Below are 25,697 nucleotides of genomic sequence, written 5' to 3'. Positions count from 1 at the left end.
CCTAGAGGATGAGCATCGCATCGCCGTAGCTGTAGAAACGGTACTGCTCCCGGATCGCTTCGGCATAGAGTTCGTGGGTCTTTTCCAGTCCGACGAAGGAGGCGACGAGCATCAGCAGGGTCGATTTGGGCAGGTGGAAATTGGTCAGCAGGTGGTTGACGCGCTTCGGCGGGTTGCCGGGGTGCAGAAAGAGGTTCGCTTCGCCCCCGGTCTCGTGGGTGCGGACGTAGTACTCAACCGTACGGGTCGAGGTCGTGCCGACGCAGAGCAGGGGAAGGTCGCCGTCGATGAGGGCCTTGGCATTGCCCGGGATTTCGTAGTACTCCGAGTGCATCGGATGGTCGGTGATGATCTCCGCTTCGACGGGTTTGAAGGTACCGGCGCCGACGTGCAGCGTGACGTAGGCGTGGGGGTGGTGCGCGCAGACCGAGGCGAAGAGTTCGTCGGTAAAGTGCAGCGAGGCCGTCGGCGCGGCGACGGCCCCTTCGTTTTTCGCGAAGACCGTCTGGTACTCCACGGCGTCTTCGTCGTTGTCCTCACGCTGGATATAGGGGGGCAGTGGCATATGTCCGATGATATCGATGATCGGTAGCAGGGCTTCGAAACGCAGCTTTTCTCCGGCACGCTCAAACGTGACAGTGCGGCTGCCGTCCTCATGCAGCTCCTCGACGACGGCCTCGAGCTCCTGGCCGAAGTGTAGACGGGTGCCCGCTTTCATCTTCCCCCGGATATAGACGCTGACCCGGTAGGCGTCGAGGGGGCGGTTGATGAGGAGTTCGACCTTTCCGCCGCTCTCTTTTTTCCCGAAAAGGCGGGCCTTGATCACCTTTGTGTCATTGAAGATGATGCCGCACCCTTCGGGCAGGAAGGCTTCGATCTTGTCGAAGCGCGTGTGGGCGACGGTGTCGGTTTTGCGGTCATAAACGAGCAGCCGGGCGTGGTCGCGCGGCTGGGCCGGGTGGACGGCAATAAGCGCCTCGGGGAGGGTGAAGTCGTAACTAGACGTTCTGAGGGGCAACGGCCTCTTCCTCGTCCTCGTCGTCATTCTCATCATCCTCTTTCGGTGCGGGATTGACCATTTTGACGATGAGGATGGAGAAGCCGTACAGCACGATCAGCGGACCGGCCATCAACAGCTGCGTCAGGACGTCCGGCGGCGTGAGCAGGGCGGCGACAATGAAGATGATGACGATGGCGTACTTGAAGAAGGCCGTCATCTGGCGATCGTCGACGAGGCCGAGCAGCGCCAGGAAGTAGGCAAAGACCGGGAGTTCGAACGCCAGACCGAAGCCGAACATGATCTTCGTAAAGAAGCCGACGTAATCCTCGATGTTGATCAGCGGGGTGAACTTGAAGCTACCGAAGGTGATGAGGAAGTCGAACCCGAAGGGGGTGACGATGTAGTAGGCGAAGGCAACGCCAACGACGAACATCGTCGTCCCGCCGAAGACGAAGGGGAGGATCATCTTCTTTTCGTTCTCGTAGAGGCCCGGCGCGATGAAGCGCCAGACCTGCCAGAGGATGACCGGCAGCGCGCCGAGGATCGCCGCAAAGAAGGCGACTTTCAGGGCGACGAAGAAGGCCCCGCCGACCTGGTTGGTCGTCACCATTCCGTTGGCCGCGTTGACGGACTTCTTGCCGACTTCGAGCAGGGCGTCGTTGAGGGGGTGGATCATCCATTCGAGCAGCGGCTCGTGGAAATAGAACATGATAAAGAACATGCCGATCAGCGTCAGGACGGAGATGCCCAGGCGTTTACGCAGCTCTATAAGGTGGGGACGCAGTTCGTCAAACATTCTCTTCTCCATTAGCCGCTGTTGCACATGCAGCGTCAGCGGAATTCAGCAGCGTAGCGAGGACAGAACAAGTAAAACGGCTTGCCCCGGCCAGGGCAGAAAGGTTACGCATTCTCATTGTCCTCATCGGAACTCTCTGAACTTTTTTTCTTTTTGCTGAAGGTGACGACTTCCGGTTTCTTGGCATCCGGGGCGGCTTCGGCTTTAGGTTTCTTTGGAGCGGGGGATTCTACCGTCGTCGTATCGCCGGCCATGTCGATGACGGCATCGAATTCATCGGTCAGTTCGGTAAAGGCGCTCGCCTGGCTCAGTTTCTCTTTCTCTTCGAGCAGGTTGTCCTTGTAGCTGTTCACTTCGCGCTTGATGTCGTCGACATGCAGCTCCTCCTCGATAGAGGCCTTGGCCGAGGCCAGCGTACGCTTGGCGCTGCGGAAGAAACGGGCGATATCGACCATGGTCTGGGGCAGTTTGTCCGGTCCCAGAAACAAGATAGCGATAATGGCGATGATGAGGATCTCCGAAAATCCCATTCCGAACATGGCGTTTCCCGTCAGGGCGCTGCCGCGGATAGCGGCGGCTCTCCCGTTAGATAAATTTATGATCCGGGATTATAGCACAGGAGGTTTAAGGGGAAGCGAATGGGCGCGCTCATCCCTGGAGGTAGAGGACGATCTCGTCGCTGAGCAGGTAGTCCGTGTTGTAAAAACGGCCGTCTTCAAAGCGCAGTTTTCCCTCCTCTTCGAGCCAGCGGGCGCGCTGCAGCTCTTCCGGGTCGAGCAGCGCCTCGGGGACGCCGACGACGGAGCGCAGTCCGAGGAAGAGGCGCTCGGTTTTGACGGCCTCCGCATCGAGGGGCTCGGACATGCGGAAAAGGGGGTCGGTGATGTAGGCCTCAACGTCGCGGTGGGGGTAGTAGCGGACGGTGTCGATGCAGCCCACGGCACCGGCACCCAGCCCGATGTAGGGTTTGTATTCCCAGTAGCCGAGGTTGTGGCGGGAGCGGTAGCGGCCGAAATTGGAGATCTCGTACTGTTCGAAACCGTGGGCTTTGATACGCTCGAAGAGCCATGAGGTCAATGCCAGTTTTTCGTCGGCGACCTCCGGGGTGGCGGAGAAGGGGGTGCCCTCCTCGATGGTGAGGGCGTAGGCGCTGAGATGGTCGACGGGAAGGGCGAACGCCTGTTCCAGGTCGTGCGCCAACAGCGGTTTCGTATCCCCGGCGACGCCGTAGATAAGGTCGAGGGAGAGGTGTTCGAAGCCTGCGTCACGTGCCGCGGTGACGGCACGCACCGCCTGGTCGGGGGTATGGGCGCGTCCGAGCCGTTTCAGCTTCTCCGGGTCAAAACTCTGTACCCCGAAACTGATACGGTTCACTCCGAGCGCGTGCATGCCTGCAAGCCACTCGGGGGTCGCGCTGTTGGGGTTGGCCTCGCTGGTGATCTCCGCACCGGGTTTCAGGTAGGGCTGCAGCCGTGCAAAAAGCGGGGCGTAGAGCTCCGGCGCGACCGTCGAAGGGGTGCCGCCGCCGATAAACAGGGTCTCAAGGCTCTCCGGCGGCAGGCCCAGCCGTTCGATCTCCTCTTCCAGCTGCCGTCCGAGCGCCGCCATGTAATCGCGCCGCAGCGCGAACTTGTCGACATAGGAGTTGAAGCTGCAGTAGTGGCACTTGCTGTCGCAAAACGGGATATGGACATATAAAAGCATGCCGCATTGTAATCCCTCGGACGTTAGCCGCGGTTGAGCCGGGCAAAAAACAAGCACGATTTAACCGCGCTTGCCCTATAATACGCGCATTGAAAAAAGCGGGCACTTCTCATAACCCTACCCGGGTTGCGCTGGGGTTATTAGAGGTGCTCCAAAACGAGTAAAGAGGCCTATGGAATCCGTCAAACCCTACCGTCCGAACGTCGCGGCGATCATCGTTCCGCCGGAGTACCCGGAGGTCAAGCAGATCTTTATCGCCGAACGCAGCGATATCAGCGGCATCTGGCAGTTCCCGCAGGGGGGTATTGACCGGGGGGAGTCTCCCGAAGAGGCGCTGCTCCGCGAGATCGAAGAGGAGATCGGTACGAAAAAGGTGGAAGTCGTCGCCGAGTATCCCGATTGGCTGGCCTACGATTTTCCGGAGCACGTCGCGGAGCGCATGCGCCCCTACTGCGGGCAGACACAGCGCTATTTTCTCGTACGCCTCAAGCACAAGGCGAAGATCAACCTGGAGACGAAACATCCGGAGTTTATCGATTACAAGTTCATCGAGATCGATGCACTGTATGACTACGTTGCACACTTCAAGAAACCGATCTATGAGAAGGTGATCGGCTATTTTAAAGCAAAGGGGTATCTGTAAGATGCTGATTGTTCAGAAATACGGTGGTACGAGCGTTGGCGACCTGGAGCGCATCCAGAACGTCGCCAACCGCGTTGCCAAAACGGTCAAAGAGGGGAATGACGTCGTCGTCGTCGTTTCGGCGATGAGCGGCGAGACCAACAAACTGGTCGCCTATGCCGAGCACTACAGCGACAACCCCCAGCGCGAAGAGGTGGATATGCTGCTGAGCTCCGGCGAACGGGTGACGGCGGCGCTGCTCTCCATCGCGCTCAATGAAATGGGGTTCCCGGCAGAGTCCATGAGCGGCCGCAGGGCGGGGATCGTGACCGATACGGTCCATACGAAAGCGCGGATCGAGCATATCGACCCGACGCCGATGCGCCGTGCGCTGGGCGAGGGCAAAGTGGTGGTCGTCGCCGGTTTCCAGGGCGTCAACGAGCTGGGGCGTGTCACGACCCTCGGGCGCGGCGGCAGCGACCTCTCCGCCGTGGCGATCGCCGGGGCGCTCGAAGCGGACCTCTGCGAGATCTACACCGACGTCGACGGGATCTACACGACGGACCCCCGCATCGAACCGAAGGCGAAGAAGCTGGAACAGATCTCCTATGACGAGATGCTCGAGCTTGCGTCGCTCGGGGCGAAAGTCCTGCAGAACCGTTCGGTCGAACTGGCCAAAAAACTTAACGTCAACCTCGTCACCCGTTCGAGCTTTTCGGATGCCGAAGGGACATTGATCACAAAGGAAGAGAACATTATGGAAAAACCACTGGTAAGCGGTGTGGCGCTCGACCGTAATCAGGCGCGTATCTCACTCGGAGGCGTCGTCGACCGTCCCGGTATCGCTTCCGATATTTTCGGCAAGCTGGCGGCGAGCAACGTCAACATCGACATGATCATCCAGACCCTGGGGCATGACGACTCGACGAACCTGGACTTCACGGTCCCGATGAACGAACTGGGCGACGCGAAAAAGGTTGTCGAGACCTTTATCGAAAAGGGCGAGATCAAAGAGGCCAGCTACGACGAGAAGATCTGCAAGGTCTCCATCGTCGGTGTCGGTATGAAGTCGCATACGGGCGTCGCGGCGAAAGCATTCGCGTCCATGGCGGCGGAGAATATCAACATCATGATGATCTCCACCTCCGAGATCAAGGTCTCCATGGTCATCGACGAAAAGTACGCCGAACTGGCGGTACGTGCGCTGCACAACGTCTACGAACTGGAGAAGTAAATCCCTATGCAGTCGTTCATGAAATGGATGCTCGAGACCATACGCTCCGAGGGGGCGTCGTTCAACTGGGTCGAAGAGAACCGTTTCGAATGGACGGCTTCCACCATGCTCGCCGTGTCGCAGATCGTCACGGGCAAGACGATCGTCCTGGTGACCGACCGCAAGCGAAAATGGTTCCAGCACTACATCTCCTCGACGATCAACCAGCTCTCCAACGACCGGCCGATGGTACCGCTGATCAGCCTGGACCGGATCTACCCGGAGTTTGACGAGATGACGAGCGGCGACGCGATGGATATGCTCGCGGATATGCTCGACCTCTCCTTTGCGGGCAACTACTTCTTCTGGTACGTCGGCAAGGGGAGCGATCCCCGCTCCGAGATCGCCAAGCGGGCGGACAACAGCTGCCTCTGGCTCCTCGACGAAGAGTTCGGCCACGCGATGAAGCTGCGCTCTTTCGACCCCTACCTCGATATCAAGCTCCTGCAGCTCTACCGCCTGTTCGACCTCTCGCTCAACGCGGTCCTTTTCGGGGAGGTCGACGCGGATGAGTAGTTTCGAACGCAGCCACATCATCCTCGCCGAGGAGATCGAGGAGCGCTTCGAGGCTTTCAAGAAGGCGGTGCACCCGAGCCGCGTCGTCGGTTTCGTACGTGACGATTTCCTGATCGAGGACGCCAAAGCGGTGATCGCCGAAGCCTATATCAGCGAGGCGTCGCTGAAATACGTCGTGTTGGCGGCGAAACAGTTCAACGTCTACTCCCAGAACGCCCTGCTCAAACTGCTTGAAGAACCCCCTACCAATATCGCCCTCGTCATTATCGCGCCGAGCAAGTCGGTGCTGCTGCCGACGGTGCGTTCGCGCCTGCCGATTCTCAACGAACTCTCCGGCGAAGCGCCGCAGGGTGTAGAACTGACACTGGGATCGCTCGACCTGGGGGCGCTGTACGGGTTCGTCACCTCGGTGGGACGGATGGACCGCCACGAGTCCAAGGCGCTGATCGAGCGGCTTTTCTACCAGGCGAGCGTTGTCGAGAAACTGCCGCTCAGCACGGAGCAGCTTGACGCTTTCGCACGGGCATTTCGCCTTCTGGAAGTAAACGCCCGGCTGCAGAACGTCCTGTTGACGGTACTGATGCCCTTTCTGCCGGAGCAGCGTCGTGCGGGTTGAACGCCTCTCGACGCAGAGCGACATCCGGGCGCTGCTGGCGCGTCTCGACGTCGACGCCGGGGGACGGAAGATCCTCGCGGCCAAGGCGGCGCTGCACTTCATTTACATCCGAGACCTGCATGTCGGCGCGGCCAATATCCTCAAACAGGATGCCCTCTCCGTCGGGGCGGACCTGGCTGTGCCCAAGGGGACGATCCTGGCGCAGACCCCGCGGGTCGATGCCCTGCTGCTGGCGACGACGCGGCAGCTTGAAGAGCTCGCACGCAAGGAGCTGGCCCAGCCTTTCGGGCTCAAAGAAGTGGCTCTTGAGCTCAAGCGTTTTGCCGGGGTGAAAAAGCCCGCAGCGGCAAAGATTATGGGGATCGTCAATACCAACGAGGATAGCTTCTTCTCGGGGAGCCGTTTCAAAGACGCGGCCGCGGTCGAACGGATCGAAACGATGATCGAAGAGGGGGCGCAGATCATCGATCTCGGCGGGGTCTCCTCCCGGCCGGGGTCCGCGGCGATACCCGCAGACGAAGAGCTTGAACGGGTGAAACCCGTCATCGATGCGGCCTACGCCCACCGCCTCTACGAGCGTGCAGACTTCAGCCTCGACAGCTACGCCCCCTCGGTGCTCTCCTATGCACTCGAACGCGGTTTCAATATCGTCAACGACATTACCGGCCTGGCTGACGACGCGGTGGCAAAACTTTGCGGCGAATACGGCGCCACGGCGGTGATCATGCATATGCAGGGCACCCCGCAGACGATGCAGTCGCAGCCGCAGTACGACGACCTTTTCGGAGAGCTGGGCGACTTTTTCGAATCCCGTATTGCCAAAGCGAGGGCATACGGGGTCGAAGAGATCGTTCTCGACGTTGGTATCGGTTTCGGAAAGCGCCTGGAACACAACCTCAAACTCATTCGCGATCTGGAGCACTTCAGACGCTTCGGCTACCCGCTGCTCGTCGGGGCCAGCCGTAAGTCGATGATTGCTAAAATTGTTCCCTCTGAACCATCCGAACGGTTACCGGGAACACTGGCTCTGCATCTCGAAGCCGTGCGCAACGGCGCCGAGATCATACGGGTGCATGACGTCAAGGCGCATGCACAGGCGCTGAAGATTTACGAGGCGCTGTATCACTTATAAACATCAATTGGGGAGAAACGATGGATATTAGAACCGTCAAAAAAATGGAGAAGAAGGCTGTCAAAAGCTCGAAAAACGATTTTACGAAACTGGGGCTGGCCCTCTTTTTCATGGTCGGTGTACTCTTTTACAGCTCGGTAACACACTCGGGCGTTACCAACAGTCTCTTTCTGGCGATTGCCGCGCTCTTCGGTGCCTACATGGCGCTGAACATCGGGGCGAACGATGTCGCCAACAATGTGGGGCCGGCCGTAGGTTCCCGGGCACTGACGATGGGCGGCGCGATCATTATCGCCGCCATATTTGAAGCCAGCGGGGCCCTTATCGCCGGCGGCGACGTCGTCGGGACGATCAAAAAGGGGATTATCGATCCTGCAGCCTTCGTCGATGCTTCCCAATTTATCTGGGCCATGACCGCGGCGTTGCTGGCCGGCGGACTCTGGCTGAACCTGGCGACGACGATGGGCGCGCCGGTCTCAACGACGCACTCCATCGTCGGCGGCGTCATGGGGGCGGGGATCGCCGCTTCCGGTTTCGGTGCCGTCGCCTGGGGCACAATGGGGACCATTGCCGCCAGCTGGGTCATCTCCCCGCTGCTCGGCGGGGTGATCGCCGCGCTCTTCCTCTTCACCATCAAGAAGACGATGATCTACAAAGAGGACAAACTGAGCGCCATGAAGAAGATGGTCCCGCTCTATGTTGCTGTCATGGGGTGGGCCTTCGTCACCTACCTGATGCTCAAAGGGGTCAAGCATATCATCAAAATCGATTTTCCGACGGCATTGGGGATCGGGTTCGCCGCAGCCGTGGCGATCTACTTTATGGTCAAGCCGATGGTCGCCACGGCAGCCGTGTCGCTGCGCAACCATCGTGACGACGTCAACAAGCTCTTCACGATTCCCCTGATCTTCGCCGCGGCGCTGCTCAGCTTCGCCCATGGTGCGAACGACGTCGCCAACGCCGTCGGTCCGCTGGCGGGGATCGCCGATGCCGTGCAGCATAGCGTCATCAGCACCAAAGCGAGCATCCCGATGTGGGTCATGCTTGTCGGCGCCATCGGGATCGCGCTGGGGCTGGCGCTCTACGGTCCGAAGCTGATCCGCACCGTCGGCAGCGAGATCACCGAGCTCGACCAGGTCCGCGCCTACAGCATCGCGATGGCGGCGGCCATTACGGTCATCGTCGCATCACAGCTCGGCCTGCCGGTCAGCTCCACGCACATCGCCATCGGCGGCGTCTTCGGCGTCGGTTTCCTGCGCGAATTCCTCTACCATACGAAAGAGGAGGAGCTGATCCGCGTCGAGCGCCGCCAGCTGGCCGAGGATGAGAAGCTCCTGAACGCCCTGAACGCCGAGAAGGAGACCCTGGAGGCGAAAGAGGGCAAAAGCCAGGAGGATTACGAGCGTATCGTCCAGCTGTACCAGATGATCGAGGAAGAAGAGGAGAAGATCCGCATCGACAAGAAGCAGCTCAAGCGCGCCGAGAAGATCAAATACGTCAAGCGCGATGCGATCAAGAAGATTATCGCGGCCTGGGTGATCACGGTTCCCGCCGCCGCCGTGCTTTCCGCCGCGATCTTCTACACGATCCGCGGCATGATGCTCTAAGCGCCGTTACTCGGCGACGCTCGCCTTGAGGATCGTCTGCGCTTCCAGCGGACGGTCCTGTCTGCCGGTACGAACCCCTTCCAGTTTATAAACGACATCCATCCCTTTCACAACATAACCGAAGATCGTGTAGCCGCCATTGAGCCAGGGGGCCCCCGCCGTCGTAATGAAGAACTGGCTGCCGTTGGTGTTGCGCCCGGCATTGGCCATGGCGAGGATACCCGGCTTGTCGAAGATGACGTTGGGTGCATACTCGTTTTTGAAAGGTTTGTGCCAGATAGACTCGCCGCCGCGGCCGGTACCGGTCGGGTCGCCGCCCTGGATCATGAAGCCCTTGATGATACGGTGGAAGATGATTCCGTCATAGTAGCCTTCTTTGACGTGGGTGAGGAAGTTTTCCGCCGCCAGGGGGGCAAGGTCTTCACGGATCTCGAGTTCGATCGTTCCCTGGTTCGTTTTCAGAAGGACATGGGGGTGTTTGGCCGGCACGCCGAAGAGGACTGCTGCAGCAAGAAAGAGGATGGTAAAGGCGAAAAATTTTCGCATAGGCTCTCCTTTTTTTACGCCATTATATCTCATGGTGCTATAATGCCGGCCATAACAATAAAAAGGACAAAATGATGAAAAAAATTGGATCAATCGCAGCAGCACTGCTGCTCACTTCTTCACTCTATGCCCAGCAGCAGGGCAGCAACGGTTTCTACGTTGGTGCGGGCATCGGTCTCGAAGCGATGCCGAAACATGTCGACGACGGCGTCGGTCTGGCGATCAAGGGCGGTGTCGAGCTCGACAACGTGCTGAAAAACCTTGGCGTGGAAGCGGAACTGAGTACATCACTGGTGGCACCGGAGATCAGTAACAGCAACAACAAGATCGATGTCACGACGCTCGGTGTTTATGCGACCTATACGATCGATATCCCGGGTTCCGCCTTCAAAGTCCGCCCGAAATTCGGTCTTATTCTCCCGAACCTCGGCGACGAGCTTCACTCGCGCGGCGATCTGGCGATCTCCGGCGGCATTGCCGGGATGTACGAGCTGAACAACCAGCTGGACCTCTACGTCGAGTACGTCAACACGTCCGAGGCGATGAACAACTATATGATCGGCCTGGCCGTCAACTTCTAAATTTACCCCTCATCGAAGGTCAGGCAGACGGAGTTGATGCAGTAGCGCAGCCCCGTTGGTTCCGGACCGTCGGGGAAGACATGCCCCAGGTGCGCGTCACAGCGCGCGCACCTTACTTCCACCCTCGTCATTCCGAAACTCGTATCTTTGATCTCGACTAGCGCCTCGTCGCTGTAGGGCTCGAAATAGCTCGGCCACCCCGTCCCCGAATCGAACTTCGTATCCGATGTAAAGAGCGGCGCGTCGCAGCAGACGCAGCGGTAGACCCCGTCGCCTTTGTGCTGGTAGAATTTTCCGCTGAAGGGGGCTTCCGTACCGTGCTCGCGGCAGACGTGGTAGGCTTCCGGCGAGAGCTGCGCACGCCACTCCTGTTCCGTTTTGGTCACTTTTTCCATTGGGCGCCTTTGCATTCATGTTTATGGACATGAGTGTGCCAGAAGAATCCTGTCTGAAATGGGGTATGCGGGGATTAGAATCAGAAGTTAATGGTTGTGTGGGGAAAAGCGGCCGCGGACGGCGGCCAGGGGTGAGGAGTTATTTGCCTTCGGCAACGCGGTCTTTGAGACCTTTTCCTGCTTTGAACTTCGGAACCATTTTGTCCGCTGTTGTGTAGCTTTTGTCCGTACCCGGAACCGTACCGCTTTTTCCCTTTTGAAGGGCAGATGTGAAGCTACCGAAACCAACAAGTGTGACATCCTCTTTTGCGACGAGTGCTTCCGTTACCGCATCCGCGAATGCTTTAATGGCAGCTTCTGCCTCTGCTTTAGTTTTGTAGTCACCGTGCTTCTGAACCAGTTCGACAAACTGTGCTTTGTTCATAAAACGCTCCAAGTCATTGAAATATAACACCTCTTGGAGCACGCAATTTAGGGGATTGGCGCTCTCAAAGCTGTTCTGACGGTTACTTTATAGTCTGTTTGCTTAAATTTATCTTCAAGTGATTGATTTTGGGGGGAAATGGGGGGATTTGTCCCCCGGAAGTGCCTATTTTTGGTAGGAAACCCGTTTTTTCAGCAGATGGTGGAAACGGGAATGAATATAAAGAAAAATAATATTCTTTATACGGCAGAGTTTGGCGCCCCGCGTCGGTTCGTTATCGGAAATCGAATTGAAAACGGACTGCAGATCTTCACGCTCTTTTTGTGTCAATGTCGTCATGAGGCTTCCTCCAATCGGTTGATTTTTCGCACGACCCTGATGATGTCGTCGTCTTCGAGCTTCCCCAGCATCTGCATGACAGCCCTGGCAGCCTGCGGCTTTGCATTGCCCAAACGCCAGTCCTGATAGGTGCGCATGGAGACCCCGAGCAGCGACGCCATCTCTTTTTGAGTGATCTTCTTGCCGTTGCCCTGGGCTTCCACCGCATTGTGCAGAATATTGAAAAGATCGGAGTGTTCCATTGCTCCATTGTAGAAGAAGGATTCTTAAATAAAGCAAAAAACCGTATATAAAATACAATAATAGTACATTTATAGAAAATAGAGGTATATAAAGTCAATAAAATAGATAAATATGATATTAAAATGTATATTTTATACGGTATTCCGTATAAAACTGATTGCTTGGAAGAGGATGGGTGAGGGCAGATATATAGTTTTGGACGCTATTGGAAAGACGGTGTCCCGGGGGTGCGCTCAGCGCGCCAGGAGATCGCTGTAGTCGTACTTGGAGAAGTCGAGGATAAATTCGCCGTTTTGCTGGATGACGCGGATATCGTTGCCGTACGCTTTGGCGAAGCGCTTTTTGACCGTTTTCGTCTCTGAAGAGGAGAAGTGCTTGGACTCGAGGTAGCGGAACAGCTCTATCTGTTCGGACAGGGGCTGGGCTGCCGGGGCCTCACCGAAGGGGACCGTCTCGGTCGCTTCCGCATGCGAGGCGAGTTTGAGCCCCTCCTGCACGAGTTTGGCGTTGACAAGCTCCAGGAAGGATTTGAGCTGTTCGTCCCGCGAGACATAGATGCTCTCAATACGGTCGCGCTCTTCGCGCAGCATCTGCTCCTTGTCCCCGATAAGGCGGTCGATCTTCGTCTCGAGCTCCTCGATCTTCCGCTTGAGCTCGGCATTCTCTTTTTGGTACATCATGATGACGGCCCCGGCGGTGGTCCGCTGTGGAGTGCTCTGCCTGGGAGCGGTCGCGGCCGGCGCTTCAACGGTAATGTAGGTCGTGCCGTCGATGACGGTATGCGGCAGTCTGCCCGCACGCAGTTTAGCGCGGATCATCTCTTTGGACATTTTGAAGCGGTTGGCATATTCATCGATCGTTATCTGCATGGGGGAAGATTTTAGCGAAAGTTGCTTGAAGATGCCCTCGATAGGGTCCCGGCGCCGTTTTTCCTTGCATCGGCAGAAGTGCTATAATGCCCACCATGAAGCGATTATTTCCTCTAATGACACTGCTGGCGCTCCTGACGCACTCAGGCTACGGCGCCGATACGAAACAGGTACTTGCCCTCTACCGCGACGGCGACTATCTGCAGGCATGCAAATCGGGACTGTCGGCCTATTACGCCGGCAGCCGTGAAGCCCACTTTGCCGCGATGGTCGGTATGGCCTGCGCCAAAAGCGACATGATCAACCCGCTGGGTGACCTGCAGCGTCCCCTGGTCAAGACCTCTTCAATGCGCAGCACGGCGACCTTCTTTGCGACACTGCTGCTGGCCAAGCGGCTGCTCTATCAGCACCTCGTCGACGACATGCCGATCGAAGGGTTGACCCTACCCAAATACGATCATGTCCTCAGCATCGTCTACGATCACGTCAGCCGGAGCGACTACAAGACGTTGGAGCACGGGGAGCTGCTGATCGTCGACGGACAGCGCAATATCATCGTCACCCTTTCGCGGGGGACGCCGCCGCGGGTTCTGGTGGACGAATACGAATCGGGGCGGCGTATCCGGCGCCACTGGTACCAGTGACCCGCCGCTTTTTAGCGAAAATAGTGTAAAATCCCGGAAAATTATAATCTAAGGGAATATGATGGCAACAATCGGTATGGGTGACATCAAGAAAAACGTACGCCTCGAGATCGCGGGCGTTCCTTACAAAGTCGTGGAGTTCCAGCACGTCAAACCGGGCAAGGGCGCGGCATTTGTGCGTATGAAAGTCAAAAGCTTCACGAACGGCAAGGTGATCGAGAAGACGGTCCATGCCGGCGACAAGTTCGAAGTGCCGAATATGGAGCACAAAACGATGCAGTACCTCTACGACGACGGCGAAATGCTGCAGTTCATGGACAACGAGAGTTACGAGCAGCTCGGCCTGCTGTATGAGCAGTGCGAAGATGCGATGAAGTGGCTCAAAGACGGTACCAACGTGGAGATCGTTTTCCATAACGGCCAGGCGATCTCCGTCGATGCGCCGGATACGATGGAACTCGTCGTTACCGAAACCCCGCCGAACTTCAAAGGCGATACGTCAAGCGGCTCCAAGAAGCCGGCGACACTGGAGACGGGTGCCGTCGTACAGGTCCCCTATCATGTGCTCGAAGGCGATACGATCAAAGTCAACACCGTTGACGGCGAGTATGTCGAAAAAGTAAAATAATCCCGCCTCCCCGGCATGCTGCCCGGGGATTTTCCTCCCTCTTTTTTTCTTCCGTGCTACAATTATCCTATTAAGCTGATTGAGGAGTCTCACATGCCGAAAAAAGTATTGGTCCCGCTGGCCGAGGGATTTGAAGAGATCGAAGCCGTTGCCGTCATCGACGTGCTGCGCCGCGGCGGAATCGACGTTCTCGTACGTTCATTGGACGATGCGATGGAGGTCGAAGGAGCGCATGGCCTTGTCGTCAAGGCCGAAGCGCCCATTGGAACGCTGGGCGCAGACGATATCGATATGATCGTCCTGCCCGGCGGGGGCGGCGGCACGAAACGCCTTGCAGAACATGCCGGTGTTCAGGCGCTGCTGGGGGAGATGGATGCCAAGGGCAAGCCGATCGGTGCTATCTGCGCGGCGCCGATCGCCCTCAATGCCGCCGGTGTGCTGAAGCCGAATTATACGGCCTATCCCGGTGTCGAGAAAGAGATACGGACGGAGGGGTTTCAGGGAGAGCGCGCTGCGGTCGTGGAAGATGCGAACGTCATGACGTCGCGCGGTCCCGGGACCGCTATCTGTTTCGGTCTCGAGATCGTGAAGAAACTGGCGGGGGAGTCCGCCTATGAGAACGTAAAACGCGGCGTGCTCGCCGATTACTGCGCCTAGGCGCCGTTACGCGTCGAGATAGGTGCAGCAGTAGTCCGTGATGCTTTTGACACGGACCTGGAACTTGCTGTCGCCCCCGACATTGAAACTCTGGCCGCCGTGGATCGTCTGCCACGCGCTCTCGCCCGGCAGCAGGATATCCAGCTCCCCGTCGTAAATCTCCATCAGCTCCGGTTTGCCCGTGCCGAACTCATATTCGCCCGGCAGCATGATACCGAGGGTTAAGACGCTGCCATCAGGCAGGGTAAGCGTCCGGCTCGTGACGTTCCCTCCGAAGTAGACGTTGGCCTCTTTCTGGACACTGACATTTTCAAATGTAGACATGAATCCTCCTTCATTTTTGCGTCATTGTAGCCAAGAATTGCTATGCAATTACTGCGTTCAGAGCGCGGTGAGGCGGCGGTAGAGCTGTTCGGCCATGACGTCGTAGGAGCGTCCCGCTCCGAGCAGCCGCTCCAGCCCCTGTTCGCGGACCAGGGCAAGATGCGCGGCATCACTGCGGATCAGGGTTTCGAGCTTCGCGGCGATGGCGGCGGCATCGAAAGCGCAGAAGAAGGCTTCATCTCCGTCGCGCAGCCGGTCGCGGTTCTTGGGGGTGTCGGTGAGCAGTGCCGGTACGCCGGCGGCGTAGTAGTCCATCACCTTTGCCGGAAGGGTCATGGCAAAGATCGGCAGGGCGGGCATCATGGCCAGGCCGACATCGCAGGCGCCGATCTGGCGTCCCAGCTCCGAAAGGTTGGCCGCCTGCAGTATCCGGAAGCGCCCGGAGAGCATCGGGTACTCTTTGAGGATTGTTTTGAGATAGGTGGGGTCGAAGGTGGAGATATCCAGGGACCACTCCAGGTGGGTAAGCGCGGCAAAGGCGTCGAGCAGCGTTTCGAAACGACGTAGCGGGTCGAGGGAGCCGACGTAGATAAAGCGCCGCGGGGCGGCAGCGCCGTTTTTGGGGCCCGCGACGCGCGCCGGATCGATGCCGGCGGGCAGGGGGAACGTCGGCAGCGCCAGGGCAGGGTAGAGCCCCGAGGCCAGCATCGCCGAAGAGGGGAGGAAAAGATCGCAGGCTTCGATCAGTTTCCGCTCCCGGCTGCGCTTGTACTTCAGGGCGAGGGAGGGCAGGAGTGCGCGTTTGTATTTGGCCATCATGGCGGCGTAGGCTGTTTCGTTCTTGGGGAAGGAGAGGCGGAAACCGACCCTGTAGCCGTAGCGCGCACGGTGGGCGAGCACCCTACGGAGAATATCGAAGCGGTTGCGCACGAGGATAAAATCGAAGCTACCGACATCCACCCCCTCTTCGTCGAGGTAGCCGATGATCGAATGCAGCTTCTCCTCGGGGACGATACAGTCGTCGCCTTTGTACTGGAAGCTGTCCTTGTAGCGGGTGTAGTAGACGATCGAGACCTGCAGGTATTTTTTGAGATAGTGTCCAAAGAGCGGGGCGATGGTGCCGTGGTCGGCGTACTCCTGCTGGTCCGTGATGTAGAGCAGCTTTTTCATGGACGGTCTCCTTCGGTAAGTTCCGCATCGAAGCGGGCGCGGTCGAAGCGGCGGCCAAGATAGGCGCAGACCGTCTCCACGTCGCGCCGGGCATTGCCCAGGCAGCTCGTCGCCCCCGGGGAGGGGGTCATGTTGAACACGATCCCCTCCCCGGTATCGATACTCGCCTCTCCCAGCAGCAGTTTGCGCTGTTTTTTGTCGAGCACCTGGGGGCGGACCCCGCCGAATCCGGAGGCGTACTCGATGTCGGAGAGTTGCAACGAGGGGACGATCTTTCGCGCATCCCTGACAAAGAGGCGTTTGTTCAGCCACGGCACTTCGAAGAGGAAGTTGCGCAGGACGTAGTTTCGGATGTCCCGGTCTTTGAGCAGGTCGTAGAAGATGCTTGCGATATTGTGATCGAATCGGAGGGTCCGAAGAAAATCGAGATAGGTCCCCCGCTTGTAGCGCTCCAGTTTGGGCAGCATCAGGGCCGTGGGGCCGAAACGGGTGAGGCCGCCCAGCAGCAGGTCCGGGTCGCCGTGCAGGGCGGCGAAGGGGAGTTTGGGGTTTTGGACCATGTAGACCTTGCCGTTCAGGATATGCCTTGTCGAGCGGTAGAAGCTGCCCGCCATCGGCAAAATACCGAAATCGAGCCCGTACCCCATGCGGTGCGCGAGGAAGAGGCTGTGGGCCCCGGCGTCGACGACGACAAAGCGGGCGTAGTAGGTGCTGCCGCCGGTGCGGACCTCGTACAGCTCCCCGCGTTTTTCGATCTGCATGACGTGTTGGTTAAAAAAAACGTCCGTGTGGGTCTGCTTCCCCCGCATGGCGTTTTCGACAAAGGAGTCGCTGAGGCGCTTGAAATCGACGGTGGTGTACTCCCCCTGTACCCCAACACCGACGATGGGGTTCGGACGCTCCATGCCGTCCGCGTCGTAAACGACGGCGGGTTCGATCCGTTTGAGCGTTTCGCGGTCATAGATCCGCAGGTAGGGGTAGAGGCTGCTGAACTCCTCATGGCGCTTCGTCATAAAGTTGACTTCGTCGTAGCCAACCCCCAGGGCCATCTTCTGGTGGGCATGGATGATGTCGTTCTCGTAGCCGTGCTACAGGCAGTATTTCTCGACCATTTTGGCGGTCCGTTTGACCTTGGCCGCCTTCTCCAGGGTGTAGTTCGTTTCGATATCGCCACAGTGCAGGGTCTGGGAGTTGGAGGTGGCGCTGGAGTTCAGCGTGGCGAGAGCGCCGTATTTTTCGAGGAGGCAGAGGCTGCCCAGATCGCTGTAGCGCTCCAGCGCATAGAGCAGCGCTGCACCGGAGATGCCGCCGCCGACAATGAGGACGTCGTAGGTTGAGAGGTTCACGTTGTCACTCCGCTCGGACCCGTCGGGGTCGTGGTGTTTCAAGTATAACGCAAAAAAATACGTCAGTGGTAACAGGGATGCCTATTTTTTTTCGGGAAAGTGTTCCCAGGGGGCCTGCCATTCCTGCAGCAGATCGCTGAACAGGGGTGAGAGAAAACGCTCCCCCTCATCGGGGGGAAAGGTGAAACGGTAGGGTTCATCATTGTAGGTAAAACGCAGGGCGTAGGCGTGCAGGTAGCCGCGCTCCTCTTTCTCCGCCTCCGCCTTGTCGGCGTAGCGCACGTCGCCGGCAATGGGAGAGCCCAGGCTTTTGAGCGCCACGCGGATCTGATGGGTCTTGCCGGTGTAGGGTTTGACGAGGAAGGCGCGTTCCCCTTCGCGCAGGGTGGCGGAGATGAAGCGGGTCACCGCCGGGTTCTCCGTTGTTTTGAGCAATTTCCAGTCGCCGCGGCGCGCTTTGGCCATGTCCCCCTTGATCCACCCCTGCTTTTTTTTCGGTTTACGCAGACTGAGCGCGAGGTAGTACTTTTCGATTTCGCGCTTTTCGAACAGCGCCGTAAAGGCAGCGGCCGCCTCGCTGCTCTTGGCAAGGATGACAAGCCCGGAGGTCATCTTGTCGAGGCGGTGGACCGGGTAGAGGGGGCATCCGGTAAGTTCAGCGGCCCGTACGACGAATCCGGCCCCGGTTTCGCTGTGAAAGCTCATCCCCGCCGGTTTGGCGACAACGGCAAAATCGCGATGGTCGAAACAAAGGGTCAGGGGGCTCATCCGTGCCGCCGGTTGACATAGAAGATCAGTGCGACGAGCAGGCCGGTCAGTACGAGTACGGCGTTCGGGCTTTGCAGCATCAGCCAGCCGAACAGGAAGTAGACCGCCGCGAGCAGCCCCGTGGCAGTCAGCAGAAAGATAAAAGCGTAGAGCCAGAGCACGGGCCTGCCGTATCGCTCGGCAAGCCGCGCCAGGAGGGGTTTGAGACGCTTGATGAAAATCCTTTGGAGGCGGGATGTCTGACACATATTTTACCATGCACGAAGGGGTGTCCGCTGTTGCGATCTTGCCGCTTTCGCCCCGTGATCGGCGTGTGAAAATCAGGATAGTATATATTTAACAAATAATTAACAGTTAAAAGTAATAATCACTAATAATTTATAAATAATATACCGGATCGCTTCCGCGTGTGCACAGACAAGGTGTTGATGGAGTACTTCTCTTTACTGCTTATCGGTCTCTCTTACGGCGTGACGGCCTGTATGTTCAGCTGCATGCCTTTTCTGAGCCCGCTGCTGCTGACACAAAACGGCCGTCCGGGCGGAGCGCTTTATGTCGTTTCCATCTTCAGCCTGGGGCGGATCGTCAGTTACAGCCTGATCGCTGTGGGGGCCTCTTTCGGCGCAATGGCAGTCAAGTCGCTGCTCGACGATCCCGCGCTTTCGCAGAGCCTGCTGGGCATCAGCACTGTTTTTGTCGGCGGCGTGCTGCTGTACCGGAGTTTCGGGCAGCGCCGTTGCTGCAGCGTTTCGGGGGGAAAGCAGGGGGCGACCGGGAGCGTCGGCTACTTCGCGATGGGCTTTGCGATCACGCTGAACCCCTGCGCCCCCGTTATGTCGCTTATCGCCGTGGCGGCGGGGAGCATCAGCGCGGCGGATGCCCTGGCGATGGGCCTGGCCTTCGGCCTTGGGGCGGTGAGCGCCTCCTGGGCCCTGTACGGGCTCTTCTTTTCCCAGGTCGCGCGTGAAGCGGTGGCGCAGCTTGCGCGTTACAAGACGGCGATCGAGAGGATCGCCGCGCTGTTACTGATGGCCGTGGGCATCGCAACCATCAATGGATTGAGCCATTTATAAGGAGGAGGAGATATGGTCAAATATTTGATCGCCGTCGTGTTGACGGCGGTGACCGCACTGGCGGCGAGGCCCGAGGGGATCCCGCCGAAAGCAGCGTATACGAAGGCGCCGCAGGCCAAGGCGTTCTGTGCCCCCCTGTGGATCAGCAAGGAAAACCCCAATGCGGGGGCGAAGAAGTGGGGAGGCATGGGCACCGGCAGTGGATACGGCCGCCCGGAGGGACGCACGAAACTGTGGCTGGTGACCGGCGGCAGAGGGGGCACTCCCCGCACGCTCGGCAGCGCCGGCGGGACGGCGGTGGCCTTTGACAACGAGCACCGGGGCGTTGAGGCCAATGTGTCGGTGAAACGGGGCAGCGCGTCGCTCAGCATCGCGACCCGCACCCCGGGACGCTACGCCGTTTACTACGCCGAAGATAGTGTCAAAGAGGGCGTGCGCTGCACGAACAGCGCCAAGTACGAGCTGACCTACGGCCGCCACGGGGACAAGGTGGAGCTCAACCGCTCAAATGAGACGGCGCTTCCGTTCGAGATTGTCCGCGTCAAAGAGGCGGAAGAGGGACTTTTCACGCATTTCGTCTCCGGCGACACCCTGACGTTCAAGACGCTGTATAAAGGCGTACCGAAGGCCGGAGTGGCCGTGACGATGCGCACCGGCGAGGGGTGGAGCAAACGGGCTGTTTCCGATGCGAACGGTTCGGTCTCGTTTACGCTGATCAAAGCGTATTTTCCGGCCTGGAACGAATTTGACAAACGCCACGAAGAGCGATTCGTCGTGACGGCGGCATGGTCGGAAGAGGACAACGGCACGCTGGGGGAGGCGTCGTACGGCACACACCGTTACGTGACGACCTATCCCGGCCGTTTCTTCCCGGAACCGGGCAGCTACAAGTCCTACGCTTTCGCGCTGCTGTTCGGCACGGCGGCGCTGCTGCTCACCGGCATCTTTGTCTACATCTACCGGCGGCGGAGGGTGAAGCCGTATGCGGAGGTCCGTTTCGATGAAAAGGATTAGGCGATTCCTCGATCTGGGCAACCTGCGCCGTTTCCGCGCGATCGTCCAGCTGGTCACCTTTGTGCTGTTGATCTACGGGGCCTATTTCGCGATCGATCTGGGCAGTAATATGCCGGTGCTCTCCTGCGGCTATGACCGCCAAAACGGCGGCATGTGCTACCTGCTGCCGCTGCAGCACCAGCTCGGCCGTCCCCTGGGCATGCTTTTCAGTATGGCGAGCATCGGGATCCTGGTTGGATTTGTCACCTTCCTGCTCTGGTTTATCGTCTTCAATAAGGCGTGGTGCGGTTTCGTCTGTCCGCTGGGAACGATGCAGGACTGGCTCACCTCGCTGCGCAAGCTTTTCGGCATCCGCTACAGCAGCTACAACCAGACGCAGTTCAACCGCCTCAAGGTGATCAAGTACGTACTGCTCGTTCTGCTGCTCTTGCTGCCGGTGGCGATAGGCGCGGGGCTGATCGGGGGCGAATGGCGGGCGGCGTTTTGCCAGATCTGCCCGGGACGGATGATCACGCCGCTCTTCGTCGGGGATTTCTCGCAATGGACGATCGACTTCTCCAGCAAAACGACGATGATCCTGACGGCGCTGGGAATGGTCATCACGGGGATGTTCCTCGCCGGCTCCTTTGTGAAGAAACGCTTCTTCTGTTTCTTCTGCCCGATGAGCGCGCTGCAGTACTCCTTCAGCAAATTTTCCATCCTGAAGCTGAAGAAGGACGGCGGCAAGTGCACCAAGTGCGGCGACTGCTACACCGTCTGCGACATGCAGATTAAGGATATCGCCGATGACGTGCAGAGCCGCGACATCCTGCGCGACGACTGTACGCTCTGCATGAAGTGCATCGCCGCCTGCCCGGAAGAGGGGTGCCTGCAGGCCGATATCGCCGGCTTTACCATTTTTCAGTCCACCAAGGAAGGATTTTCCAAACGTATGCAGATTGACAGACCCGGAGGCGACGATGAACGCGCGTAACGACCATACGATAGAGACGCCCAGAGAGCGGCAGGGACGCCACAAGGCGATGGAAGCGGTAAAGGTGCTCGACACGCTGCGCGAATACGCCGTCAACCCCCCGGAGGCGATGGAGTACTTCTACGAGCTTCACCGGCGCTACCACTGCGACATGACGCCGATGCACGAGGGGAAAACGAAGGTGGGGACGATGTGCATCCAGGTTCCCTACGAAGTGATCGACGCCCTCGGCGCGGCACCGGTGCGGCTCTGCAACGGCTTTTACACCGACGACGAGATCGGCGGCGAATACCTGCCGTCGAAATCCTGCCCGCTGGTCAAGGCCACGGTGGGGGCCTTCGCGACGGACCACTTCGCCGATGCGCCGGACCTCGTCGTGACGCCGACAACCTGCGACCAGAAAACGAAGGCGACGGGGATCGTCGAGGAGATGGGCTACCCGGTGTATGAAATGGAGTTTCCCCGGGTCAAGGAGAGCGAGGAGAGCCGGGAGTACTGGCGCCGCAGCGTGCGCAACTTCACCAAGACACTCTCGAAGGAGCTGAAAACGAAGTTGACGCGCCGAAAGCTCAAGGCTTCCATCCAGAAGGTCGGCTACGCCCAGACGCTTTACCACCGTCTGAGCGCCCTGCGTAAAGCGGAGCTGCCGCCGATCTCGGGCAACGATATGTTCCTTGTGACCAACGCCTTTTTCTTCGACAAGACCGAGGCATGGAGCGCGGCGGTGGAACGGCTGCTAATAGAGATGGAGGCGCGTGTGAAGGAGGGCATCGGTGCCGCCCGCAAACGCAGCCCGCGCATCGTTTACACCGGATCGCCCCCGATCTTCCCGAACCTGAAGGTGCCGCAGCTCATCGAGATGGCGGACGCGGTGATTGTCGCGGACGAGAGCTGCTCATCGAACCGCCTCTTCAACGACATGGTCTCGGTGGATGAGTGGTTCCTTTACGACATGGTCGACGCGGTCGCGGACCGCTATCTGAAAGGGTGCACCTGCCCTGTCTTTACCCGCAACGACGACCGGATCCGCCGCATCGTCGAGCTGGTGAAGGAGTTCAGCGCCGACGGCGTCGTTTACCAGGCCTTCGCGGGGTGCCAGGTCTACGAGATGGAGCAGCGCTCCGTTCTGGCGGCGATGGAGAAGGAGGGGATTCCCATCCTCTACCTTGAGAGCGACTACAGCCCCAGTCAGCTGGGGCAGCTCACGACGCGGGTCGAGGCCTTCGTCGAATCGCTCAAGAGCAGAAAAAGGAGACAGTAATGGAGTATTTTGCAGGGATCGATATCGGGTCGACGGCGATCAAGATCGCCATCGTCGACGGGATGGGGAGTCTGGTCGGGCACCGCGTGAGTGCGAGCGGCAGCATGTTTTACAAATACGCCCAGGAGAGCCTCGCGCAGTTGATGGCGGAGGTGGGCGTCACCCCGGAGGCGCTGCGCTATACCGTCGCGACGGGATACGGCCGTAAACTCTTCAAGGAGGCGGACGAGAACATCAGCGAGATCACCGCCAACGCCATCGGCGCGCGGGCCGCGGCGCAGGGCCATGGCGAGATCAAGACGATCATCAACATCGGCGGGCAGGACTCCAAGGCGATCGCCATGGACAGCGACGGCAACGTCGTCAATTTCGCGATGAACGACCGCTGCGCGGCGGGGACGGGAAAGTTCCTCGACGTCGTCGCCCGCAACCTGGAAATCGGCGTGGACGAGCTGGGGGAGTACCACTTCAAATCCACCGGCACGCCGCTTTCCATCAACAGTACCTGCGCCGTTTTCGCCGAGTCGGAGATTATCGGCCTGCTGGGGAACAACCACCGCGTCGAGGAGATCGTCAGCGGGGTGCACTACTCTATCGCCAAACGGATTGTGAAGCTCGTGAAGCGGGTCGGCATCAACGAGGGGATCTACTTCGACGGCGGCCCGGCGCTCAACAGCGGGCTGGTCAACGCCATCGAGAACGAGCTGGGCAAACCGATCTTCGTGCCGGCCTTTCCGCAGATCACGACGTCGCTCGGTGCCGCCGTCCTCGCCTGGGAGTCCTACGCCTACGAAAGCGGCGAAGCGGTATAGGCACTGCCCGCGCGGTTGCCTTATCGTCCCAATTTTTTGGAATTTTTTAATTCTTCTTCATGAAACCCCTCTATTTAACACATCTGTAACACCCCTTTCCTAGAATTTGGTCTTAATTATTAAACTCAATATTAAATATATATATTTATTTAATATTATGCAGAGAGGGGGAGAAATGAAAATAAGTGTTGCGGCGGCGGGTGCCGTTCTTTTTGGAGCGTTCAGCGCGCTTGGAGCGGCGGATAACTATACGATGGAGACGATCAGCGTGGAGTCGTCGACGATCACCAACGAGGCGGCCGGGAAGACCGAAGTCTCGACGGTGAACTACATCGATCAGGAGCTGATCGAGCAGATCAATCCCAAGCAGCTCAACGAGGTGCTTCAGACCGTTCCCGGCGTGACGGCGGACTATATGGGCAACGAAGTCGTCGAGATCCATATCCGGGGGATCAACCAGCAGGAGTTTATGTGGGAGGACACGGGGGTCGCCATTATTGTCGACGGTGTCCCCGTCTACGCGAAAAGCGGCAAATTTCGTCTCAATATGAGCGATATCACCAGCATCAAGGTGATCAAGGGGAGTGCGGCCTATCTCTACGGCAACCGCGCGATGGCCGGTGCCATCGTCATAACGACCTCCAAGCCCCGGGGCGGCGACGACGCCTATTCGGTCAGTGCGGAAGCGGGGAGCTACAATGCTCAGGATTACGAAGCGACGGCCCGCATCAGCCGGGAGAGCTTCGCCGCCAGTTTGAACGCGAACTACCGTAAAAGCGACGGATACTGGGTCGATTCGGCCTACTGGAACAAGTCACTCAGCGGTAAGGTTTCGTACTATATCGACGATACGAGCGATGTGACGCTGGGGATCGACAAGACGCTCAAGTACGAGGAGCAGAAACGCGCTTCATCGACCGGTGTCACCGCGGCGGACGCCAATCCCCGGGGAACGGAGGCGAGCGGCTTCCAGAAGGACAACGAGGTCGACCTGGACAAGTACATCCTTACCTATACGAAAGAGTTCGCCAACGGGGGGAACCTGCTGCTGAACGTCTACGACTACATTGACGAATACGATTACATCTCCAGCCCGCAGGATACCGACGGCGACGGCATCGGCGACACCTACGCGCGGCATACCCTGGAACACAAAAAACAGAAGGGTGCCAAGCTGGAGTTCAAACAGGAGCTGGCGGATTTTGCCTATCTTGTCGGCTATGAGTTCGGTGACCGCCAGTACCAGTCGGGCAGCGAGACGCTGATCGACTACAACTCGACGGACGTCGAGGGGAATCCCGTCGCGAACTATGCCGGGGAGCTGACACACACCAATGACGACCAGCGTCTGCACGCCTTTTACGGTGAGCTGAAATATGCCATCACGCCGGCATGGACGGCCGTAGTCAATATGCGCCACGATATTCAGAAAGATATGTACAAGGTTGTTTCGCACGACTACAACGGCACCGACTGGAACAATGAGAAGCTCTACGAGGATCACACCTATAACGAAAACGGCTACCGGGTCGGAGCAACCTATGCCGTGAATGCCGATACGACCCTCTACGCCAACATCTCCACCGGCTACCGTACGCCGACAGTGGACAAGATGGTCACGAACTACGAAAACCGCAACCGCACGGACGGCGTGGCCGTGCCCATCGACGTCGAGCGCAGCATCACCTACGAGGTCGGCGCGCGGGGGAATATCGGGGGGCATCTCCTCGATTACGAGCTCTCCGTTTTTCAGATGGATACGAAAGATATCATCGGCTACCGTTTCGGGACCTACTCGTTCGCGACCAGCGGCGGCATCACGGACAATATCGGCGATGCGCGCAACCGTGGGGTGGAACTCTCCCTCAAGAGCGATCCCTCGCGGCGCCTCTCGTTCAACCTCGCCTATACCTATCTGAAGGCGGAGTTCACGAAACATGACCCCGTGAAGATCGCCTACCGCGGACCAGAGTATGACATCGTCGGCAACGAGCTGCCGAGAACCCCGAACAACATCTTCGACCTCTACACGACAATCAGGTTCTCGCCGAACCTGAAGGTGATCGGCCAGGTGTACGCGCAATCGGAGTATTACGCGGACGAGACGAACATGATCAAGATGCCGGGATACGCTTTTCTGAACCTGCAGGCACGCTACACGATGCACGTCGGCGGCAACGAACTGGAGTGCTACGTCAAGGTCAACAACGTTTTTGACGAACACTACTACCAGACGGTCTACTTTACCGGCGACAAGAGCGGGGACGGTACCTTCGACCGCGAGGACCCGACGATCACGGTCGCACCGGGCAAAGAGTACTTCGCCGGGCTCATCTACCGCTTCTAGGCGCGCAACTTTCGCTC

At 58.6% G+C, this 25,697-nt stretch carries 30 protein-coding genes and 1 pseudogene; 16 read left to right on the top strand and 15 right to left on the bottom strand.

The features are described from left to right. Position 1 precedes the first annotated feature (1 nt). From queA to hemW, 4 genes are all read right to left on the bottom strand, one after another. Positions 2–1,045 carry a tRNA preQ1(34) S-adenosylmethionine ribosyltransferase-isomerase QueA gene (gene queA, locus LOH54_RS08510; RefSeq protein WP_231018478.1) on the bottom strand — a complete coding sequence of 348 codons (1,044 nt, stop codon included), beginning with the start codon at positions 1,043–1,045 and terminating at the stop codon, positions 2–4. Beyond that, complete coding sequence (gene tatC, locus LOH54_RS08505; protein ID WP_231018477.1) at positions 999–1,796, bottom strand: twin-arginine translocase subunit TatC; 798 nt, start codon at positions 1,794–1,796, stop codon at positions 999–1,001. The genes queA and tatC overlap by 47 nt, the downstream gene beginning before the upstream one ends. Before the next feature lie 104 nt (positions 1,797–1,900). After that, on the bottom strand, positions 1,901–2,335 hold the full coding sequence (gene tatB, locus LOH54_RS08500; protein WP_231018476.1) for a Sec-independent protein translocase protein TatB: 435 nt from the start codon (positions 2,333–2,335) through the stop codon (positions 1,901–1,903). A 109-nt stretch (positions 2,336–2,444) separates the two neighbouring features. Further along, positions 2,445–3,500: a radical SAM family heme chaperone HemW gene (hemW, locus tag LOH54_RS08495; protein ID WP_231018475.1), complete on the bottom strand. Its 1,056-nt coding sequence runs from the start codon at positions 3,498–3,500 to the stop codon at positions 2,445–2,447. Positions 3,501–3,672: 172 nt separating this feature from the next. On the opposite strand from hemW, the gene LOH54_RS08490 reads away from it, so the two are divergent. The 6 genes from LOH54_RS08490 to LOH54_RS08465 are packed head-to-tail and all read left to right on the top strand — an operon-like array spanning position 3,673 to position 9,266. Beyond that, positions 3,673–4,143 carry an RNA pyrophosphohydrolase gene (locus tag LOH54_RS08490; protein WP_231018474.1) on the top strand — a complete coding sequence of 157 codons (471 nt, stop codon included), beginning with the start codon at positions 3,673–3,675 and terminating at the stop codon, positions 4,141–4,143. A gap of 1 nt (position 4,144) precedes the next feature. Beyond that, positions 4,145–5,356 carry an aspartate kinase gene (locus tag LOH54_RS08485; RefSeq protein WP_231018473.1) on the top strand — a complete coding sequence of 404 codons (1,212 nt, stop codon included), beginning with the start codon at positions 4,145–4,147 and terminating at the stop codon, positions 5,354–5,356. 6 nt (positions 5,357–5,362) lie between these two features. After that, entirely contained in the window at positions 5,363–5,911 is a 549-nt protein-coding gene (locus LOH54_RS08480) for a HobA family DNA replication regulator (protein WP_231018472.1), read from the top strand. Further along, positions 5,904–6,527 carry a DNA polymerase III subunit delta' gene (locus LOH54_RS08475; RefSeq protein ID WP_231018471.1) on the top strand — a complete coding sequence of 208 codons (624 nt, stop codon included), beginning with the start codon at positions 5,904–5,906 and terminating at the stop codon, positions 6,525–6,527. The genes LOH54_RS08480 and LOH54_RS08475 overlap by 8 nt, the downstream gene beginning before the upstream one ends. Then, on the top strand, positions 6,517–7,659 hold the full coding sequence (folP, locus tag LOH54_RS08470; RefSeq protein WP_231018470.1) for a dihydropteroate synthase: 1,143 nt from the start codon (positions 6,517–6,519) through the stop codon (positions 7,657–7,659). Before LOH54_RS08475 ends, folP begins: the two co-directional genes overlap by 11 nt. A gap of 20 nt (positions 7,660–7,679) precedes the next feature. Continuing rightward, a complete protein-coding gene (locus LOH54_RS08465) occupies positions 7,680–9,266 on the top strand; it encodes an inorganic phosphate transporter (RefSeq protein ID WP_231018469.1) in 1,587 nt (528 codons plus the stop codon). A gap of 6 nt (positions 9,267–9,272) precedes the next feature. Here the strand turns inward: LOH54_RS08465 and LOH54_RS08460 are convergent, their stop codons facing one another. Beyond that, positions 9,273–9,812, bottom strand: a complete 540-nt coding sequence (locus LOH54_RS08460) for a peptidylprolyl isomerase (protein WP_231018468.1) — start codon at positions 9,810–9,812, stop codon at positions 9,273–9,275. A 74-nt stretch (positions 9,813–9,886) separates the two neighbouring features. On the opposite strand from LOH54_RS08460, the gene LOH54_RS08455 reads away from it, so the two are divergent. Continuing rightward, on the top strand, positions 9,887–10,393 hold the full coding sequence (locus LOH54_RS08455) for an outer membrane beta-barrel protein (RefSeq protein WP_231018467.1): 507 nt from the start codon (positions 9,887–9,889) through the stop codon (positions 10,391–10,393). 2 nt (positions 10,394–10,395) lie between these two features. Here LOH54_RS08455 and msrB read toward each other — a convergent pair whose 3' ends face one another. The 5 genes from msrB to LOH54_RS08430 form a co-directional block, all read right to left on the bottom strand. After that, entirely contained in the window at positions 10,396–10,788 is a 393-nt protein-coding gene (gene msrB / locus LOH54_RS08450; RefSeq protein WP_231018466.1) for a peptide-methionine (R)-S-oxide reductase MsrB, read from the bottom strand. A 139-nt stretch (positions 10,789–10,927) separates the two neighbouring features. Continuing rightward, on the bottom strand, positions 10,928–11,212 hold the full coding sequence (locus LOH54_RS08445; RefSeq protein ID WP_231018465.1) for an HU family DNA-binding protein: 285 nt from the start codon (positions 11,210–11,212) through the stop codon (positions 10,928–10,930). Positions 11,213–11,377: 165 nt separating this feature from the next. Beyond that, positions 11,378–11,551: a hypothetical protein gene (locus tag LOH54_RS08440; RefSeq protein ID WP_231018464.1), complete on the bottom strand. Its 174-nt coding sequence runs from the start codon at positions 11,549–11,551 to the stop codon at positions 11,378–11,380. After that, on the bottom strand, positions 11,548–11,793 hold the full coding sequence (locus tag LOH54_RS08435) for a helix-turn-helix domain-containing protein (RefSeq protein ID WP_231018463.1): 246 nt from the start codon (positions 11,791–11,793) through the stop codon (positions 11,548–11,550). Before LOH54_RS08435 ends, LOH54_RS08440 begins: the two co-directional genes overlap by 4 nt. Positions 11,794–12,027: 234 nt before the next feature. Beyond that, positions 12,028–12,663, bottom strand: a complete 636-nt coding sequence (locus LOH54_RS08430) for a hypothetical protein (protein WP_231018462.1) — start codon at positions 12,661–12,663, stop codon at positions 12,028–12,030. 95 nt (positions 12,664–12,758) lie between these two features. Here LOH54_RS08430 and LOH54_RS08425 point away from each other — a divergent pair, with 95 nt between their 5' ends. The 3 genes from LOH54_RS08425 to LOH54_RS08415 all read left to right on the top strand — a co-directional run bounded on the left by LOH54_RS08425 (position 12,759) and on the right by LOH54_RS08415 (position 14,592). Beyond that, on the top strand, positions 12,759–13,307 hold the full coding sequence (locus tag LOH54_RS08425; protein ID WP_231018461.1) for a hypothetical protein: 549 nt from the start codon (positions 12,759–12,761) through the stop codon (positions 13,305–13,307). 61 nt (positions 13,308–13,368) lie between these two features. Continuing rightward, on the top strand, positions 13,369–13,935 hold the full coding sequence (gene efp, locus LOH54_RS08420) for an elongation factor P (RefSeq protein WP_231018460.1): 567 nt from the start codon (positions 13,369–13,371) through the stop codon (positions 13,933–13,935). A 93-nt stretch (positions 13,936–14,028) separates the two neighbouring features. Continuing rightward, positions 14,029–14,592 (top strand): DJ-1 family glyoxalase III, encoded by a 564-nt coding sequence (locus tag LOH54_RS08415; protein WP_231018459.1) that lies wholly within the window; start codon positions 14,029–14,031, stop codon positions 14,590–14,592. 6 nt (positions 14,593–14,598) lie between these two features. On the opposite strand, the gene ppnP is transcribed toward LOH54_RS08415, so the two are convergent. The 5 genes and pseudogenes from ppnP to LOH54_RS08390 form a co-directional block, all read right to left on the bottom strand. Further along, positions 14,599–14,916 carry a pyrimidine/purine nucleoside phosphorylase gene (ppnP, locus tag LOH54_RS08410; protein ID WP_231018458.1) on the bottom strand — a complete coding sequence of 106 codons (318 nt, stop codon included), beginning with the start codon at positions 14,914–14,916 and terminating at the stop codon, positions 14,599–14,601. Positions 14,917–14,973: 57 nt separating this feature from the next. Next, complete coding sequence (locus LOH54_RS08405; RefSeq protein WP_231018457.1) at positions 14,974–16,086, bottom strand: glycosyltransferase; 1,113 nt, start codon at positions 16,084–16,086, stop codon at positions 14,974–14,976. Further along, positions 16,083–17,432, bottom strand: a pseudogene (locus LOH54_RS08400) (FAD-dependent oxidoreductase). The gene LOH54_RS08405 and the pseudogene LOH54_RS08400 overlap by 4 nt, the downstream one beginning before the upstream one ends. An 81-nt stretch (positions 17,433–17,513) precedes the next feature. Continuing rightward, positions 17,514–18,200, bottom strand: coding sequence for a TIGR01621 family pseudouridine synthase (locus tag LOH54_RS08395; RefSeq protein ID WP_231018456.1), 687 nt, complete (start codon positions 18,198–18,200; stop codon positions 17,514–17,516). Continuing rightward, positions 18,197–18,448 carry a hypothetical protein gene (locus LOH54_RS08390; RefSeq protein ID WP_231018455.1) on the bottom strand — a complete coding sequence of 84 codons (252 nt, stop codon included), beginning with the start codon at positions 18,446–18,448 and terminating at the stop codon, positions 18,197–18,199. The genes LOH54_RS08395 and LOH54_RS08390 overlap by 4 nt, the downstream gene beginning before the upstream one ends. Before the next feature lie 180 nt (positions 18,449–18,628). Between LOH54_RS08390 and LOH54_RS08385 the strand changes: the two genes are divergently transcribed. The 6 genes from LOH54_RS08385 to LOH54_RS08360 all read left to right on the top strand — a co-directional run bounded on the left by LOH54_RS08385 (position 18,629) and on the right by LOH54_RS08360 (position 25,680). Beyond that, complete coding sequence (locus LOH54_RS08385) at positions 18,629–19,273, top strand: sulfite exporter TauE/SafE family protein (RefSeq protein ID WP_231018454.1); 645 nt, start codon at positions 18,629–18,631, stop codon at positions 19,271–19,273. Positions 19,274–19,285: 12 nt separating this feature from the next. After that, entirely contained in the window at positions 19,286–20,287 is a 1,002-nt protein-coding gene (locus LOH54_RS08380; protein WP_231018453.1) for a hypothetical protein, read from the top strand. Then, positions 20,274–21,260, top strand: coding sequence for a 4Fe-4S binding protein (locus tag LOH54_RS08375; protein ID WP_231018452.1), 987 nt, complete (start codon positions 20,274–20,276; stop codon positions 21,258–21,260). Before LOH54_RS08380 ends, LOH54_RS08375 begins: the two co-directional genes overlap by 14 nt. Beyond that, positions 21,247–22,521 carry a double-cubane-cluster-containing anaerobic reductase gene (locus tag LOH54_RS08370; protein WP_231018451.1) on the top strand — a complete coding sequence of 425 codons (1,275 nt, stop codon included), beginning with the start codon at positions 21,247–21,249 and terminating at the stop codon, positions 22,519–22,521. Before LOH54_RS08375 ends, LOH54_RS08370 begins: the two co-directional genes overlap by 14 nt. Further along, positions 22,521–23,333 (top strand): acyl-CoA dehydratase activase, encoded by an 813-nt coding sequence (locus tag LOH54_RS08365; RefSeq protein WP_231018450.1) that lies wholly within the window; start codon positions 22,521–22,523, stop codon positions 23,331–23,333. Before LOH54_RS08370 ends, LOH54_RS08365 begins: the two co-directional genes overlap by 1 nt. 175 nt (positions 23,334–23,508) lie before the next feature. Continuing rightward, a complete protein-coding gene (locus tag LOH54_RS08360; protein ID WP_231018449.1) occupies positions 23,509–25,680 on the top strand; it encodes a TonB-dependent receptor in 2,172 nt (723 codons plus the stop codon). The last annotated feature ends 17 nt before the right edge of the window (positions 25,681–25,697 follow it).

Origin of the sequence: Sulfurimonas sp. HSL-3221 (assembly GCF_021044585.1) — a bacterium.
GTDB lineage: Bacteria > Campylobacterota > Campylobacteria > Campylobacterales > Sulfurimonadaceae > Thiomicrolovo > Thiomicrolovo sulfuroxydans.
The sequence above is the reverse complement of the archived record's forward strand: the minus strand, read 5'-3'. Positions and strand labels throughout refer to the sequence as shown.